At 41.7% G+C, this 14,637-nt stretch carries 18 protein-coding genes; all 18 read left to right on the forward strand.

The features are described from left to right. Positions 1-6 precede the first annotated feature (6 nt). The 18 genes from KQI91_RS11670 to KQI91_RS11755 all read left to right on the forward strand — a co-directional run bounded on the left by KQI91_RS11670 (position 7) and on the right by KQI91_RS11755 (position 14,628). On the forward strand, positions 7-162 hold the full coding sequence (locus KQI91_RS11670) for a hypothetical protein (RefSeq protein WP_216392950.1): 156 nt from the start codon (positions 7-9) through the stop codon (positions 160-162). 125 nt (positions 163-287) lie between these two features. After that, on the forward strand, positions 288-506 hold the full coding sequence (locus KQI91_RS11675; protein ID WP_330654558.1) for a hypothetical protein: 219 nt from the start codon (positions 288-290) through the stop codon (positions 504-506). After that, positions 488-1,618, forward strand: a complete 1,131-nt coding sequence (locus tag KQI91_RS11680) for a hypothetical protein (RefSeq protein ID WP_216392952.1) — start codon at positions 488-490, stop codon at positions 1,616-1,618. Before KQI91_RS11675 ends, KQI91_RS11680 begins: the two co-directional genes overlap by 19 nt. Further along, positions 1,615-2,529: a hypothetical protein gene (locus KQI91_RS11685; protein WP_216392953.1), complete on the forward strand. Its 915-nt coding sequence runs from the start codon at positions 1,615-1,617 to the stop codon at positions 2,527-2,529. The genes KQI91_RS11680 and KQI91_RS11685 overlap by 4 nt, the downstream gene beginning before the upstream one ends. Beyond that, positions 2,526-2,738: a hypothetical protein gene (locus tag KQI91_RS11690; RefSeq protein WP_216392954.1), complete on the forward strand. Its 213-nt coding sequence runs from the start codon at positions 2,526-2,528 to the stop codon at positions 2,736-2,738. The genes KQI91_RS11685 and KQI91_RS11690 overlap by 4 nt, the downstream gene beginning before the upstream one ends. Continuing rightward, positions 2,738-3,049, forward strand: coding sequence for a glutathione peroxidase (locus KQI91_RS11695; protein WP_216392955.1), 312 nt, complete (start codon positions 2,738-2,740; stop codon positions 3,047-3,049). Before KQI91_RS11690 ends, KQI91_RS11695 begins: the two co-directional genes overlap by 1 nt. Then, the gene (locus KQI91_RS11700; protein WP_216392956.1) at positions 3,009-3,566 is read left to right on the forward strand and encodes a hypothetical protein; all 558 of its coding nucleotides are present in this window, start codon (positions 3,009-3,011) and stop codon (positions 3,564-3,566) included. The genes KQI91_RS11695 and KQI91_RS11700 overlap by 41 nt, the downstream gene beginning before the upstream one ends. 21 nt (positions 3,567-3,587) lie before the next feature. Further along, positions 3,588-4,091 (forward strand): YopX family protein, encoded by a 504-nt coding sequence (locus KQI91_RS11705; RefSeq protein ID WP_216392957.1) that lies wholly within the window; start codon positions 3,588-3,590, stop codon positions 4,089-4,091. 12 nt (positions 4,092-4,103) lie between these two features. Beyond that, positions 4,104-5,264 (forward strand): SUMF1/EgtB/PvdO family nonheme iron enzyme, encoded by a 1,161-nt coding sequence (locus tag KQI91_RS11710; protein ID WP_216392958.1) that lies wholly within the window; start codon positions 4,104-4,106, stop codon positions 5,262-5,264. A gap of 45 nt (positions 5,265-5,309) precedes the next feature. Further along, a complete protein-coding gene (locus tag KQI91_RS11715; protein ID WP_216392959.1) occupies positions 5,310-5,870 on the forward strand; it encodes a hypothetical protein in 561 nt (186 codons plus the stop codon). Then, positions 5,871-6,347: a hypothetical protein gene (locus KQI91_RS11720; protein ID WP_216392960.1), complete on the forward strand. Its 477-nt coding sequence runs from the start codon at positions 5,871-5,873 to the stop codon at positions 6,345-6,347. It abuts the gene before it with no gap. Beyond that, entirely contained in the window at positions 6,344-7,015 is a 672-nt protein-coding gene (locus KQI91_RS11725; RefSeq protein WP_216392961.1) for a hypothetical protein, read from the forward strand. The genes KQI91_RS11720 and KQI91_RS11725 overlap by 4 nt, the downstream gene beginning before the upstream one ends. Before the next feature lie 155 nt (positions 7,016-7,170). Further along, positions 7,171-7,620 carry a single-stranded DNA-binding protein gene (locus KQI91_RS11730; protein ID WP_216392962.1) on the forward strand — a complete coding sequence of 150 codons (450 nt, stop codon included), beginning with the start codon at positions 7,171-7,173 and terminating at the stop codon, positions 7,618-7,620. A gap of 213 nt (positions 7,621-7,833) precedes the next feature. Further along, the gene (locus KQI91_RS11735) at positions 7,834-8,412 is read left to right on the forward strand and encodes a DUF6553 family protein (RefSeq protein ID WP_216392963.1); all 579 of its coding nucleotides are present in this window, start codon (positions 7,834-7,836) and stop codon (positions 8,410-8,412) included. A 61-nt stretch (positions 8,413-8,473) separates the two neighbouring features. Next, positions 8,474-11,398 (forward strand): insulinase family protein, encoded by a 2,925-nt coding sequence (locus KQI91_RS11740; protein WP_216392964.1) that lies wholly within the window; start codon positions 8,474-8,476, stop codon positions 11,396-11,398. A 49-nt stretch (positions 11,399-11,447) separates the two neighbouring features. Continuing rightward, positions 11,448-12,356 carry a GTPase Era gene (era, locus tag KQI91_RS11745; RefSeq protein WP_216392965.1) on the forward strand — a complete coding sequence of 303 codons (909 nt, stop codon included), beginning with the start codon at positions 11,448-11,450 and terminating at the stop codon, positions 12,354-12,356. A gap of 36 nt (positions 12,357-12,392) precedes the next feature. Continuing rightward, positions 12,393-13,145, forward strand: a complete 753-nt coding sequence (gene recO / locus KQI91_RS11750) for a DNA repair protein RecO (protein WP_216392966.1) — start codon at positions 12,393-12,395, stop codon at positions 13,143-13,145. 88 nt (positions 13,146-13,233) lie between these two features. Continuing rightward, positions 13,234-14,628 (forward strand): glycine--tRNA ligase, encoded by a 1,395-nt coding sequence (locus KQI91_RS11755; protein WP_216392967.1) that lies wholly within the window; start codon positions 13,234-13,236, stop codon positions 14,626-14,628. Positions 14,629-14,637 lie beyond the last annotated feature (9 nt).

Below are 14,637 nucleotides of genomic sequence, written 5' to 3' on the forward strand. Positions count from 1 at the left end.
AGCAACATGCCAATGACAGCAAAGGAAGCAGCCAGAGCAATGATGTGGGTAAAAGCACAGGGGCTGAGTGATAGCAAGGCAATAGAACTTATCAATTTTATCACTGACACAAATGTTCCGAATGGAACAGAGAAAGAGGAAACACCAGAAACAAAAGAATAAGGCTCCGGAGCCTACCTGAGAAATAGAACCGGAGCCAAAATCCAACGAACCGGGGCGGTTTTCACCTGCCGCCGCCTCGGTTTGATATTAACACAGGGGCAGGAAGAAAACAAGGGGGCATGACATTGAATGATGAAATTGTGATCTGCAAAGAATGCAAGAAACCTGAATACTGTGGCGAAATGAGATGGCTCAGTGGTCGGTGTGTATGTCGAGACTGCTACAAAGCAAATTATGAGCAGGAAACTAAAAGACCTTATACATGGGATGATCTGGACGGGAAGCGTCCAACGATGGATGAATACAGAAAACAGGAGCGAAGAAAATGCGAAAATATGAATTGAGTATCAGTGCAGATTATGTTCCGGGATGGGGCGTAACAGAAGCAGTAAGAGAGTTCTTCCAGAACTCCATTGATGAGGAAACCAGAGACAGCAGCAACAAAATGTTATTTGAATATGACAAGGCAGAAGAAAAACTGATAATCGGAAACAAGCATAGCGAACTGGATATTAAAACACTTCTGTTTGGCACGACCACAAAAAATGATGATGATACGATGATTGGGAATCATGGAGAGGGGTACAAGATTGCAACAGTTGTTCTTCTGAGATTAGGTAAAACAGTTGTATTCAACAATTACTGCAGGCGTGAAGTGTGGAGACCGAGACTGGTAAAATCCAGAAAATATGATGGAGCTTTAGTACCTACATTTTTTGTAGAAACTGCGGCAGTATGGGAGAAGGTACCAGAGCATAGCCTTATGATTGAAATTTCCGGAATTACACCAGAAGAATATGAGGCAGTTAAGAAGTCCAACCTTCATTTACAGGGAGATTACCAGAAAATCGAAACAATGTATGGAGATATTCTGGAAGGCCCGGAACATAAAGGAAAGATATTTGTCGGAGGATTATATATCTGTGAGGAATCCAGACTTGACATTGGAGTAGATTTCAAACCATGTTACGTGAGACTGGAAAGAGACAGAAGCATGGTAGATTCATTCGATGTTCGCTGGTATGCTTCCAAAATGGTTGAAAATGCTCAGAATGCAGAACTATTGAAAAAATCTATTGATTCATACAGTGGCCAGTTCATCATGTGTGAGTGCGTACCGGAAGACCTGAAAAATGAGATCGCAGAAGATTTTATCAATGAATATGGTGCGAAGGCCGCACCGGTTACAGACCAGAAAGATATGGAAGCCTTGAAAAAGAGAGGCTACAAGCCAGTCATTGTTTCCGAGGCAAAGAAAAAAGTTATCCTTGCTTCTACATATTTTGAAGATGTGGAGGAAGAAAACAGAAAGATCAGAGAATCTCAGAAACCGTTATGTGAAAGATTCTGTGATTTTGCAGAAAGAATCGAATTTAAGCTGAATGAGGACGAAATCATTGAGCTGTACGGATTCCTGGATGAATTATCAGACGAAGAGGAGGAAAAGGAAGAATGAAAGAACGAATCTACTACGAAATCAATGAGCAGTCTGCAAGGTCTGCTCATGAGATGATGTCGTTCTGGGATTACAAGGAAGGCAGCCTGACAGAGGAATACAAAGGATATGTTGGCGGGGCGTATGATCTGGCGGACAAGGTTGCTGAAAGCAGACCAGAGGAAGCCGACAGGGTATATGGCATTGCAGAGAGATATTCAAAAAAGATGGCTGCCAATCTGAATGATCGAAGTCGCATCGGATGTATGTGTCCATCCGTTATGATCTGCGGACCGGCAAACTTTCCAGTAAGGAAGAAAGAAAAACAGAATGCTGCATCCGATAGAAACTATCAAGAGTTCCAGGAAATCCAGAAGATGCTAAACCGGATCCGAAGCATTGGAAACGGGAAGGGCATTATCAAATCTGGCGATGTGGATGCAGTAGAACGTTTGGAAAAGAAACTGAACGGATTAAAGGAATTGCAGGAGAAGATGAAAGCTGCAAATACCTATTACAGAAAGAATAAAACTCTGGACGGTTGCCCTGTATTGACACAGGAACAGATTGACAGCCTGAAAACAGAAATGCAGAAAGATTGGCATTATGAGGACAAGCCTTTTGTCACATACCAGCTTTCAAACAATAATGCAGAGATTCACCGGGTAGAAGGCCGCATTAAGAAACTCAGAGCGGCTAAAACAGAAGGAAATACCGAGAGTGAAAATGAGTATTTCCGTACCGTAGAAAATGCGGAAATCATGCGTTTACAGCTGTTCTTTGATGGTAAACCGGAAGTAGAAGTGCGAGATATTCTGAAAAAGAATGGATTTAGATGGAGCCGAAAAAATAATTGCTGGCAGAGACAGCTTACAGATAATGCCAGATATTCACTGGAAAGAGTGAAAAAGGAACTGGAGGCGTTGAAATGACAATTCGAGAGGCCGGAAAAGGGATTGTTAAAAAGGGATACGGATATTTAAACACATATAGAATTGGATTTACAAATAAAAATGGAGAATCTGATGAGACAGAACTGGATGCTGAAGATATGAATGATCTTGCAAAATTGTGGAGTTCACTTTGCTCAGAATTTAATTGTAAAGCAAATAGTGTTACATATGTGGAGGTGAAAAGATAATGGCAAAAAGACGCATAGGAGGAGGGTACACAACTACCAGAGAAGTGTACAAGACCGTAAAGAAATATGATCATCAGCAGTTTGATGCGTTTTGCACACGTGTTTATACAAACGGTTTCAATGATGGCAAAAAATCAGTAACAGAAAAACCGGTCAGAACAATTACAGATGAACAGCTTATGGAAGTGATCGGAGAGGTCAAAGGAGTTGGACCGGCACTGAGAGGAAAGATCAAAGAGGCAATCGAAGCGAAGTTTGGGAGCATAGGAAATGGCAAGAAAACAGAGGAGCAGAAAGGAACAGCTTGCTGAGGTTATCCGGGAATCGCATGAACAGTGGAAAAGGCTCTGGGAAAATGGCGGCAGCGATCCGTTTTGGACTGATGGAGTAAACCTGAACCTGGTAAGGAATCACATCATATATGGGCGTAGGCTATGTGAGGAAGAATTGCAGGAAGGGGATTACCCGGAAGAATACTATTTACCGCTTCCAGAAAAGGTACCACCAAATTATATGGTGAAAAGTGATGAGATCAGGCGAAAAGCATCTGAGCTTATGCGAAGTATAAAGGAAAATCCAGATTATATAGGATTATTCGAAAAAAGCGAAAAGAGCCAGAAAGAAGCAACCATAATCAAATACATCTCTGGATATAGTCAGAGTATTTCAGAAAATGATCTTGTTGCAATGCGAAGATTCGTGCACTGGGATTTTTTAGGAATGATGCAATCCGCAAAAGAAGAACTGAGAGATACTGCACCGGATGTAAAAATAGAGAAGCCTTTACCAGAAGGACAATTATCAATATTTGATTTATTCAATGTTTAAAATACAGGAGGATTTGACTAAATGAGAGAAAATCTTTTCAAGGCAAAGAGACTTGATAACGGTGAATGGGTAGAAGGATATTACTACAAAATGTCAGAAACCACATATTGCTTCAAAGGAGACTATGAAAGAAATCCAGTTCCAACACATCATTATATTGTATTCAGCAGAATGACGGATTGGGGACTGCCAAACGTGTTGTATCAGGCAGAAATCGTACCGGAAACACTTTGTCAGTACACTGGTCTTACTGATAAGAATGGCGAAAGAATCTGGGAAAATGATATTTTGATGTGTCATGGAAATCCTATTGAACTTGTAAAAGCTGTGTTCGGTAAGTTTAAAGTAATGAGTATCAGAACAGGGAAGGCAATAGATGAAGTCATTGGATGGCACTACGAAGTCATGCCAACAGATGCAATCAGCAGAGCAGAGCCTTTCTGCTATCCAATGCCACTTACAAAATTTTATATTACACGCTGCGAGATGGAAGTAGTCAACAATCCAGAAATTAAAAAAGCATAGGAGGAAACGAAAATGGCAAAAGCAGTTTTTAAAGCAAGGGAATTTACAGTAAAAGCGAAAGGTTCTAAGGAATTTGTTTCAGAAGAAATGGTGCGAGCAAAGTTATTTGCCGCAAGAAAAAAGAAGGAAGCGGAATCTATGTCCGTATTTGCTGCGGTTATTAAACCGGAAAAAAGCGGTACAGAAGAGAAGATAACACCAACAGATCAGGTGGAGAATGGCGTGGAACATGAAGTCGTAGCAATTTACGATAACGCAGGAATCCCATCATTTATGCACCGTTTCCGTAAAGTGACAAATAAAGAGCTGTTCGGTGGAAGTGATAAAGTCCATCCGGCATTTATTGTTGGAGGAAAAGAGTACGATTCGATTTATATTTCAGTTTATCCGAATTGTGAGATCAACGGTAAACCATACAGCCTTCCACATCAGAAGCCTTGGACCAACATTACAAATGATGAAGCATCAAAGGCTTGCTTCTCCAAAGGCGAGGGCTGGCACATGATGACAAGGGCTGAATGGGGACTGCTTGCAAATCTTAGCCTAAAAGGTGGAACCTTGCCACATGGAAATACGAATTACGGAAAGTACCATGCAGATTCGGAAGAAAAAGGCGAACCGATTGATGACAGTGGAAAAACAAAGACAGGATCAGGACCGGCAACATGGACGCATAACCATAAAATAACCGGAGTGCATGATCTTTGCGGTAACGTATGGGAAATGGTAAGAGGATTACGAATCAAAAATGGTGTTCTGGAAGTAGCAAAGAACAACGATGCAGCTATGGATATTGACCTGACACCGGAAGGGGATTGCTGGGAGGCAATCAGAGATAATGAGGGAAAAATCGTCAGAATCTCAGTTGATGATGATAACATCTGCGTTACAACGGATCCGGAGATTGAACAGGACTATACCGGAACACGATGGAGTGATGTACAGATTAACTGCGATAGTGAGCAACTCAAAGAATTGGCATTATTCGTAGGGGAACCGGACACATATTGCTATATGGATTGTACAGACGGAGAATATTTGCCGATCTGTGGTGGCAGCTGGAGCCACGCTTCGAATGCTGGTGTGTTCTGCGTGAGCCTGTACTATTCACGTTCCAGCTCGAGCGCGTACCTCGGCTTCCGCTCCGCTTATTATGGGAAACTGGATAACTGATAAACTGCATTGCCCTGTGGAAACAGGGCAGAAAGGATAAAGAAAATGACCGAAGAAAAATATGTTACATACAGACACTTGAAGAAAGGCCAGGAAATATCTGGAGCCAAGCAGGGAAATTCCTGGCATGGTTTTAAAGGATATGTAAAAGAGATAAATGCAGCTTATGTAATTCTCGAATTATGGAATCCGGGAGGACCAGAAGAACGGTATCCATCAGAAGAAACTCTGTTCGGAGTAGAAATGACAGAGGATGAGATCAAAGAAAAATACAACAAAATGGCAGGAACAGTTGTAAAAGCAATTCAGAATTGCCTTGAAAACTACGAAATTGGTTATCACGAAATGTTTAATTCCTGGTTATCATCTGATCCATGGGAAATGGCACAGGCATGTGTGAAGAAAAACCTGACAATTATTGGAAGCTGCTATGATATTACCCCGAAACATGCAATGTTTTCAGGTGAATTACTGGACGTGGGAATTTGCGCAGAGGATGAGGACGGAGACCGCTTCTGGTGTCATTTTGGAAGTAGCGATATAGAAATTATGAAAAGAAGATACGAACGTTACCAGGGATATATGAAAGAAAAAGGAGCGCGGTAAATGGAAAGATTAACAGAAGATTCTGCTTTAGAAGGAAGAGCGTGGATAAAGCAGTGTGCGAGTGATTGCCCGTATGATGGTGAATATTGCGGAACGGATGAATGCCCTGTGTTGAGTGCAGTATCGAATAAGTTGGGAGAATATGAGAGAGCCGAGGAAGACGGCTTGCTGGTGAGATTACCGTGCAAGGAAGCGTATTCACAAGAAGGAGACAAGGCTTATCTTATTTATAATAATTCTGAAATTGTCGAATGTACGCATATTGGACTGACAATCAATATGATAAGTGGAAAACCTTATATTGCGCTTGCCACAGATGAGAGGGTTTCCCCTTATAGAAGATCAGACTTAAACAGAAGCTTTAGTACTACGGAGTGGTGCGATGGTACGACGGAGGTTGAGGCGAGCGAAATTGGTAAAACTTTATTTTTTGATCTTTGGGAAGCTGAGATGAAACTGAAGGAGATGGAAAAATGAAACCTATGCGCGCAAAAGAAGCAAAAGAACTTTTGAATGATATTGCAGACAGGATAGATAAAATTTATACCCTTACCGAAAAAGAGCGAGAAACGTTTGAACAGGCAAAACTGGCATTAGAAAGTCGGAGTCCAAAGAAACCTATACTTCGTATGAACGAGAAAAGTCCAGTATTTATAGAATATGCAGACGGGCATGGAGAATGCGAGATACAGACAAATAACTGGTGGAGATGTCCGGAATGTGGGACAGTAGTCGGAGAAAGGAAAATACTTTCTGGAAGGAAACCACGTGATTTCAGGAAAAAGGTGTTCTGCGAGAAATGCGGCCAGAAGCTGAAATGGGATACGGGGTTCGATATAGAAAATCTGACTGAAGAACAGAAAGAGGCTGCAACAGAGCTGTTTACATTGAAAAAGAGTTTTGTACTCACAAATGCAGACAGAATCCGGAGTATGACGGATGAAGAACTGGCAGAATGGTTACATAATATACAACCATTTGAAAAAAACGATGATTATTATATTTCTATGGCAGGAGAGGGAGAACAGGAAATCTATATCCGTGATAGTTATGGTGATATACTGGAGTGGATGAAAACAGAAAATACATTGGAGTATGCTGGGGACGATGAAAAAAATGGAACAGCGGAAAGGGATGGTTTATGATGGAGGGAAAGTGCAGACTAAGTTGTCCGGAAAATTTGGACTATTGCTGTATATGCTGTCCGAATAAGAAGGAATGCAAGACACAATGTGATAATCTGGACAGTTATGAGTACACAGAAAATTGTCCTGAATATGTAAAGGAGAAATTGTAGGTTATGAATAAAGTCATTTTGATGGGGCGTCTTACCAGAGATCCAGAGGTAAGATACTCTCAGGGAGATAATGCGACAGCTGTTGCCAGATTTACGCTTGCTGTAGATCGAAGAATCAAGAGAGACAATGAGGCATCCGTAGATTATATTAACTGTGTATCGTTTGGAAGATCAGCAGAGTTTGCAGAAAAATATTTCCGGAAAGGTACAAAGATTGTAGTTGCTGGAAGAATTCAAACAGGCAGCTATACGAATAAAGACGGACAGAAAGTATATACAACCGATATAGTGATCGAGGAACAGGATTTTGCAGAGAGCAAAGCCACCAGTCAACAGAATAATTCTGGAAATGGCCAGAATACTTCTAATAATCGACAGGCACAGCAGCCAAAGCCACAGACAAGTCCTGATGGATTTATGAGTGCGGACGATGATGATTTGCCATTTAACTAAGGGTAAATTACTTCCTATATAAATACCCAACAAATGTTAGATTCTGGTTACAATTCATAAATATCCGGGATGCCATGCTGATCCTCTAAAACAGGACTACCCTTTTTCTCTTTGATTTGCTATAATAGGCATATTGAAGAAAAAAAGGGTTTTTTTAACTTTAATACCTGAAATCTGGTAAAAAGAATATACCACCGAAAAGGAGAACGATATATGGATACACCGATCATTGCTCAGTACTACAAAGAGACGGAACCTGAGAAACGCAAAGCACTGCTCGATCAGGCATTCGCATCCGGAGAGGATATGGAGGCCAATGAGATTCGTCGTGAGATCTGGGAAGCAAGATACAAAGGAAATACCAATGATGGCGGAGTTGCTGACGGTTATCTTAAATTCTGGATGGCACTGGAGTTTAACCGTAATGCCGGACACAGGGTCTTTGGGGCGGGAAGAGCGCAAAAAGAGATACGGCGGGAACTGGACGATGTAAAATTCCGTGAGATTCAGAATAAGAGTCCGATGCACGAAGCACTGCTTTACAGAGAATGCAGACATCTTGTCAGATTTTATATGGCTCTCTGTGAAAAGGATAAGAATTATAACACAGTACTCTGTGGACTTGTTACGATCAAAAAAGACAGTGCAAAAGCAAAGCTTCAGAGAGATATTTATGAAACTGCAATACGTCTTCCGCAAGATCTGGGGCTGCAGGAGGATCTTGCGCTTGTTTCAAAAGCTGCCCGTGAAGTATTTGAAGAGCAGTTTCCTGGAGAAAGACTTCCAGAATAAATACAGTATATCAAGAAATACTATAAAAAATATGATATCTAATCTATAAATGGAGGCAAGAATGAATTTAGACAGTATAGAGGCATACAAATTAGTCAAAAAAGAAAAGCTGAATGATATTCGTTCTACTGGTTATCTGCTTCGCCACATCAAAACCGGAGCAAGAATCATGGTGATTGAGAACGATGATGAAAACAAAGTATTCAATATCGCTTTTCGTACCCCGCCCAAAAACAGTACCGGTGTTGCACATATTCTGGAGCACAGTGTACTTTGCGGTTCCCGGGATTTTCCATTAAAAGATCCTTTTGTAGAACTGGTCAAGGGTTCTTTAAATACTTTTTTAAATGCCATGACCTACCCGGATAAGACCTGTTACCCCGTAGCAAGCTGCAATGATCAGGATTTCCAGAATCTGATGCATGTATATCTGGATGCGGTATTTTACCCTAATATTTACAAAAAAGAAGAGATTTTCCGACAGGAAGGCTGGAGTTATCATCTCGAAAAGCCAGAAGGTCCTCTGACCTACAATGGAGTTGTCTACAATGAAATGAAAGGGGCATTTTCTTCCCCTGATGATGTGCTGGAAAGAGATATTATGAATTCTCTTTTTCCAGATATTACCTATGGCTGTGAATCTGGTGGCGATCCAGATAATATCCCTGATCTTTCCTATGAAGAATTTCTGGATTTCCACAGAACATATTACCATCCGTCAAACAGTTATATCTATCTGTATGGAAATATGGATATGGCAGAAAAACTTAAGTTTATCGATGAAAAATATCTGTCCGCTTTTGACAGTCTGCATGTAGATTCTGAAATCCGTGAACAGAAACCATTTGATAAAATGCGTGATCTCGTGATGGAATATCCGGTTGCAGAGAGTGAGAGTGAAGAAAACAATTCTTATCTGGCTTACAGTGTTGTAACAGGAACAGCAATGGACAGTCTGATGTGCACTGCTTTTGAGGTATTGGATTATGCGCTTTTAAGTACACCGGGCGCTCCGCTCAAAAAAGCTCTTCTGGATGCAGGGATTGGCTCTGATGTATATGGCTCTTATGAGGATGGTATCCGTCAGCCATATTTTGATGTTGTTGCCAAAGGGGCCAGTGCAGATAAAAAAGCCGAATTCCTTGCCATTATCCGCAAAGTACTGACAGAGACGGTGCAGAATGGAATTGATCCGAAAGCGCTGGAAGCGGGTATTAATTGCATGGAATTCCGTTATAGAGAAGCAGATTTCGCTTCCTATCCGAAGGGACTGATCTATGGGCTCGATATTCTGGATAACTGGCTTTATGATGATGAACACCCATTTGCACAGGTACAGCTGATTCCTGTATATGAACGACTCAAAGAACTGAAAAATCAGGGATATTTCGAAGAATTGATTCGTAAGTATCTGCTGGACAATCCGCATGGCTCTATTCTGACATTAAATCCATCCAGAGGTCTGACAGCACGAAAAGCAAAAGCACTGGAAGACAAACTTGCCACGCATCTTGCTTCACTCAGTGAAGAAGAAAAAGCAATGCTTGTCAAAAGAACCCAGGACCTGGAACAGTATCAGAGTGCACCGGAAGATCCGGAAGCGGCCAAATGTATTCCAATGCTAAAAAGAGAAGATATTCGCAAAAAGATCACACCATTTACTAATGAGGCACTGGATGTCGATGGAAGCCTTTTTCTGTATCACGAAGTTCCGACCAATGGAATAGGATATCTGGATCTGATGTTTGATCTCAAAGAACTTTCCGCAGAAAAAGTTCCATATCTAGGTCTCCTCAAATCAGTGCTGGGTTATGTAGATACCGCTCATTACACGTATGGCGAACTGACAAATGAAATCAATGCAGAGACTGGCGGCATCATGTGTGGCGTGGAAGTATTTGACCGGGCAGACTCTGTAGATGAATATCATGCTTTTTTCTCTGTCAGAGGTAAAGTTATGTATCCCAAGACAGATGTGCTGTTCAAAATGATTCGTGAAATTTTGAATACGTCCAGTCTGAAAGATACCAAGCGTCTCCATGAGATTATCTCACAGGTGAAATCAAGAGCACAATCCAGTCTGGTAAGTGCAGGACACTCTACAGCAGTACTGCGCGCAGCTTCCTACAGTTCACCGATGGCAGCTTTCCAGGACAGCCTTGCAGGAATTGCATATTATCAGTTTATTGAGAAAATTGATAAAGAATTTGAGAAATGTAAAGAAACACTTGTTCACGAACTTACGCAGCTTATGAGGGAGATTCTTCGTCCTGAATATCTCTGCATCAGTTACACAGCAGAAAGAGAATCTCTGGAAGACGTGCAGAAACAGGTAAAAGCATTGAAACAGTCACTTCATCAGGAAACAACAGAAATACATCAACAGATGTCTGTCTGCCAAAAGAAAAACGAAGGTTTTACAACTTCCGGACAGGTACAGTATGTTGCACAGACCGGTAATTTCCGTAAAAAAGGATATGAATACACAGGTGCTTTGAATATTCTGAAAGTTATTCTCAGTTACGATTATCTGTGGACCAATATTCGTGTTAAAGGCGGTGCATATGGCTGTATGAGCGGATTCAAATACAGTGGTGAGAGTTTCTTTGTTTCTTACCGAGATCCTCATCTGAAACGTACTCTGGAGGTTTATAAAGGAATTCCGGAATATGTTCGTTCTTTCCATGCAGATGAACGCGAAATGACCAAGTATATCATTGGAACTATCAGCGGTAAAGATGTGCCGCGTACTCCCAAAATGCAGGGGGCTATTTCAAGAAGTGCATGGTTCTGCGGCGTTACAGAGGAAATGGCACAGAAAGAACGTGATGAGATCCTGCAGGCAAAAGAATCCGATATCCAGGCACTGGCTCCGCTGATTGAAGCAGTTCTTTCCAATGATGCACTTTGTGTTGTAGGAAGTGAACCTGCGATCCAGAAGGAGAAGGAACTGTTTGATACCGTTCTTCCTCTGATCAACGGCTGATTTTGGATAAACTTTTTACAGATGTTAAATATAACAGGAGTTCTTATAGATGAAAGATAATTTTAAATCAGGTTTTGCTGCGATCATCGGCAGACCAAATGTTGGAAAATCTACATTGATGAACCATCTGATCGGACAGAAGATCGCAATTACCTCAAAAAAACCACAGACCACCCGTAATCGTATCCAGACAGTTTATACCTGCGAAGATGGTCAGATTGTATTCCTGGATACGCCGGGTATCCACAAAGCCAAAAATAAACTTGGTGAATATATGGTGCAGGTAGCAGAGCGTACCTTAAAAGATGTTGATGTGATCTTATGGCTCGTAGAGCCCACGACTTTTATCGGGGCAGGAGAACGTCATATTGCAGAACAGCTGAAAGGTCTGCATCTCCCGGTAATTCTTGTGATCAACAAAGTAGATACTGTTGACAAAGATGAAATTTTGAAGTCAATCGATACTTACCGCAAATTCTATGAATTCGATGAGATTATTCCGTGTTCTGCTCTTCGAAATCAGAACACAGAAGATATTATCCCATGCATTCTGAAATATCTGCCATATGGTCCGATGTTTTATGATGAAGATACAGTAACTGATCAGCCGCAGAGACAGATCGCCGCAGAAATCATCCGCGAAAAAGCGCTCCATGCACTGGATGCTGAAATTCCTCATGGAATTGCAGTTGCAATCGATACTATGAAAGAACGCCCTGGAAAACGTCAGCTTGTCGATATTGAGGCTACCATTATCTGTGAACGTGATTCGCATAAGGGAATCATCATCGGAAAACAGGGAGCCATGCTCAAAAAAATCGGCAGCAATGCCCGCTATGAACTGGAACGTATGCTGGATGCAAAAGTCAATCTGAAACTTTGGGTAAAAGTCCGTAAAGACTGGAGAGACAGTGACTTTATGATCAAAAACTTCGGATATGATAAAAAAGAGATTTGATTAAATTTTTTAAATCTGCAAGAGGAATTTTAATGGATGAGTGATCTGATCACAGTACAGGGAGTTGTAATTTCTGCAGCTCCTATAGGCGAATATGACAAACGGATCGTGCTCCTTACCAGAGAACGAGGCAAGATTTCTGCTTTTGCAAAAGGAGCCCGCCGACTGAACAGTCCGTTTATGGCAGCAGCGGATCCGTTTGTATTTGGAAACTTTACATTGTATGAAGGACGGACAAGCTATAATCTGAACCAGGTATCTGTTACGCATCATTTCGTAGAACTTGCGACCATGCAGCCAGGCGTGTATTACGGGTATTATTTTCTGGAACTGGCAGATTATTTTGGTCGGGAAGGTACCGATGAAAAGGAAATGATGAATCTTTTATACGTGACGGTAAAAGCACTGATGAATTCTCAGATGGACGATCGGCTGATCCGTTGTATTTATGAATTAAGAACGATGGCAGAACAGGGGCTTTGTCCCCAACTTTTTCAATGTGCGGAATGTGGGAGGGAACTTAACATAGAAGAAGCATGTTTCTTTTCTCAGGAAGTACATGGAATCCTGGATAGCTCCTGCGCCGTAGGGCAAAGAGACGCCAGAAGAATTTCTCCTTCTGCCTTATATGCCATGCGATACATAGTAACGGCTCCGATGGGAAAGCTTTATGCATTCCGGGTCGAACCGGATATTCTGTTAGAACTGGAACAGATCATCCACCTCTATACAGCCAGAAATACAGACAAAAAGTTTAAAACCCTTCAAATTCTGGAGGTTATGAAATAATGTATAAAATAAAAAACGTTGAAATATCTCTGAAATGCGGTATAATGATGAGAAAACGCAACGAATTAAGATGAAGAGGAGAATTATCATGGAAAAGACAATGGAAAAAATTGTTGCCCTGGCAAAAGCCAGAGGATTTGTTTACCCGGGTTCCGAAATTTACGGTGGTCTGGCAAACACATGGGATTATGGTAATCTCGGTGTTGAACTGAAAAATAACGTAAAACGTGCATGGTGGCAGAAATTCGTTCAGGAATCCCCATACAACGTTGGTGTTGACTGTGCGATTCTGATGAACCCACAGACATGGGTTGCTTCCGGTCATCTTGGTGGATTTTCCGATCCTCTGATGGACTGCAAAGAATGTCACGAACGTTTTCGTGCTGACAAACTGATCGAAGATTTCTGCGGTGAACATGACATTGCCATCGAGGGAAGTGTAGATGCATGGTCACAGGAACAGATGATGAACTTTATCAAAGAACACGAAGTTCCGTGTCCGTCCTGTGGCAAACACAACTTCACAGACATCCGTCAGTTCAACCTGATGTTCAAGACATTCCAGGGTGTAACGGAAGACGCTAAGAATACTGTTTACTTAAGACCGGAAACAGCACAGGGTATTTTTGTAAACTTCAAGAATGTACAGAGAACATCCCGTAAGAAGATCCCATTTGGTATCGGACAGATTGGTAAATCCTTCCGTAACGAGATCACACCGGGTAACTTCACTTTCCGTACACGTGAATTTGAACAGATGGAACTTGAATTCTTCTGTGAGCCGGATACAGACCTTGAGTGGTTTGCATACTGGAAGAAGTTCTGTCTTGACTGGCTGAGCTCTCTTGGTCTCAAAGATGACGAAGTACGTTATCGTGACCATGACAAAGAAGAACTGAGCTTCTACAGCAAAGCTACCACAGACGTAGAGTTCCTGTTCCCATTCGGATGGGGCGAACTGTGGGGTATCGCTGACAGAACCGATTATGACCTGACACAGCATCAGAATGTATCCGGTCAGGATCTGACATACTTTGATGATGAGAAGAAACAGAAATACATTCCTTACGTTATTGAGCCGTCACTTGGTGCTGACCGTATGGTACTTGCATTCCTTTGCAGTGCTTATGATGAAGAAGTTCTGGATGCAGAAAAGAACGATGTTCGTACAGTCCTTCATTTCCATCCGGTACTGGCTCCGGTCAAGATCGGTGTCCTTCCGCTGTCCAAGAAACTGAACGAAGGCGCAGAAAAAATCTTCCATCAGCTCAGCAAAAAATATAACTGCGAATTTGATGACCGTGGAAATATCGGAAAACGTTACAGAAGACAGGATGAGATTGGTACTCCGTTCTGCATCACTTATGACTTTGAGTCTGAAAATGATGGTGCTGTTACTGTACGTGACCGTGATACCATGGAGCAGGTTCGTATCAAGATCGACGAGCTGGAAGCATACTTCGCTGACAAGTTTACATTCTAAACAATAGAA

The organism is Blautia sp. MSJ-19 (genome assembly GCF_018918125.1).
GTDB lineage: Bacteria > Bacillota > Clostridia > Lachnospirales > Lachnospiraceae > Blautia_A.

What these genes read in the sequence shown, in the direction of transcription:
- KQI91_RS11700 (WP_216392956.1), top strand. Translation starts at nt 3,009, where the DNA reads ATGGCAAGAAAACAGAGGAGCAGAAAGGAACAGCTTGCTGAGGTTATC.
- KQI91_RS11715 (WP_216392959.1), top strand. Translation starts at nt 5,310, where the DNA reads ATGACCGAAGAAAAATATGTTACATACAGACACTTGAAGAAAGGCCAG.
- KQI91_RS11710 (WP_216392958.1), top strand. Translation starts at nt 4,104, where the DNA reads ATGGCAAAAGCAGTTTTTAAAGCAAGGGAATTTACAGTAAAAGCGAAA.
- KQI91_RS11740 (WP_216392964.1), top strand. Translation starts at nt 8,474, where the DNA reads ATGAATTTAGACAGTATAGAGGCATACAAATTAGTCAAAAAAGAAAAG.
- KQI91_RS11695 (WP_216392955.1), top strand. Translation starts at nt 2,738, where the DNA reads ATGGCAAAAAGACGCATAGGAGGAGGGTACACAACTACCAGAGAAGTG.
- KQI91_RS11720 (WP_216392960.1), top strand. Translation starts at nt 5,871, where the DNA reads ATGGAAAGATTAACAGAAGATTCTGCTTTAGAAGGAAGAGCGTGGATA.
- KQI91_RS11725 (WP_216392961.1), top strand. Translation starts at nt 6,344, where the DNA reads ATGAAACCTATGCGCGCAAAAGAAGCAAAAGAACTTTTGAATGATATT.
- KQI91_RS11685 (WP_216392953.1), top strand. Translation starts at nt 1,615, where the DNA reads ATGAAAGAACGAATCTACTACGAAATCAATGAGCAGTCTGCAAGGTCT.
- KQI91_RS11735 (WP_216392963.1), top strand. Translation starts at nt 7,834, where the DNA reads ATGGATACACCGATCATTGCTCAGTACTACAAAGAGACGGAACCTGAG.
- era (WP_216392965.1), top strand. Translation starts at nt 11,448, where the DNA reads ATGAAAGATAATTTTAAATCAGGTTTTGCTGCGATCATCGGCAGACCA.
- KQI91_RS11705 (WP_216392957.1), top strand. Translation starts at nt 3,588, where the DNA reads ATGAGAGAAAATCTTTTCAAGGCAAAGAGACTTGATAACGGTGAATGG.
- KQI91_RS11730 (WP_216392962.1), top strand. Translation starts at nt 7,171, where the DNA reads ATGAATAAAGTCATTTTGATGGGGCGTCTTACCAGAGATCCAGAGGTA.
- KQI91_RS11680 (WP_216392952.1), top strand. Translation starts at nt 488, where the DNA reads ATGCGAAAATATGAATTGAGTATCAGTGCAGATTATGTTCCGGGATGG.
- KQI91_RS11690 (WP_216392954.1), top strand. Translation starts at nt 2,526, where the DNA reads ATGACAATTCGAGAGGCCGGAAAAGGGATTGTTAAAAAGGGATACGGA.
- recO (WP_216392966.1), top strand. Translation starts at nt 12,393, where the DNA reads ATGAGTGATCTGATCACAGTACAGGGAGTTGTAATTTCTGCAGCTCCT.
- KQI91_RS11755 (WP_216392967.1), top strand. Translation starts at nt 13,234, where the DNA reads ATGGAAAAGACAATGGAAAAAATTGTTGCCCTGGCAAAAGCCAGAGGA.
- KQI91_RS11670 (WP_216392950.1), top strand. Translation starts at nt 7, where the DNA reads ATGCCAATGACAGCAAAGGAAGCAGCCAGAGCAATGATGTGGGTAAAA.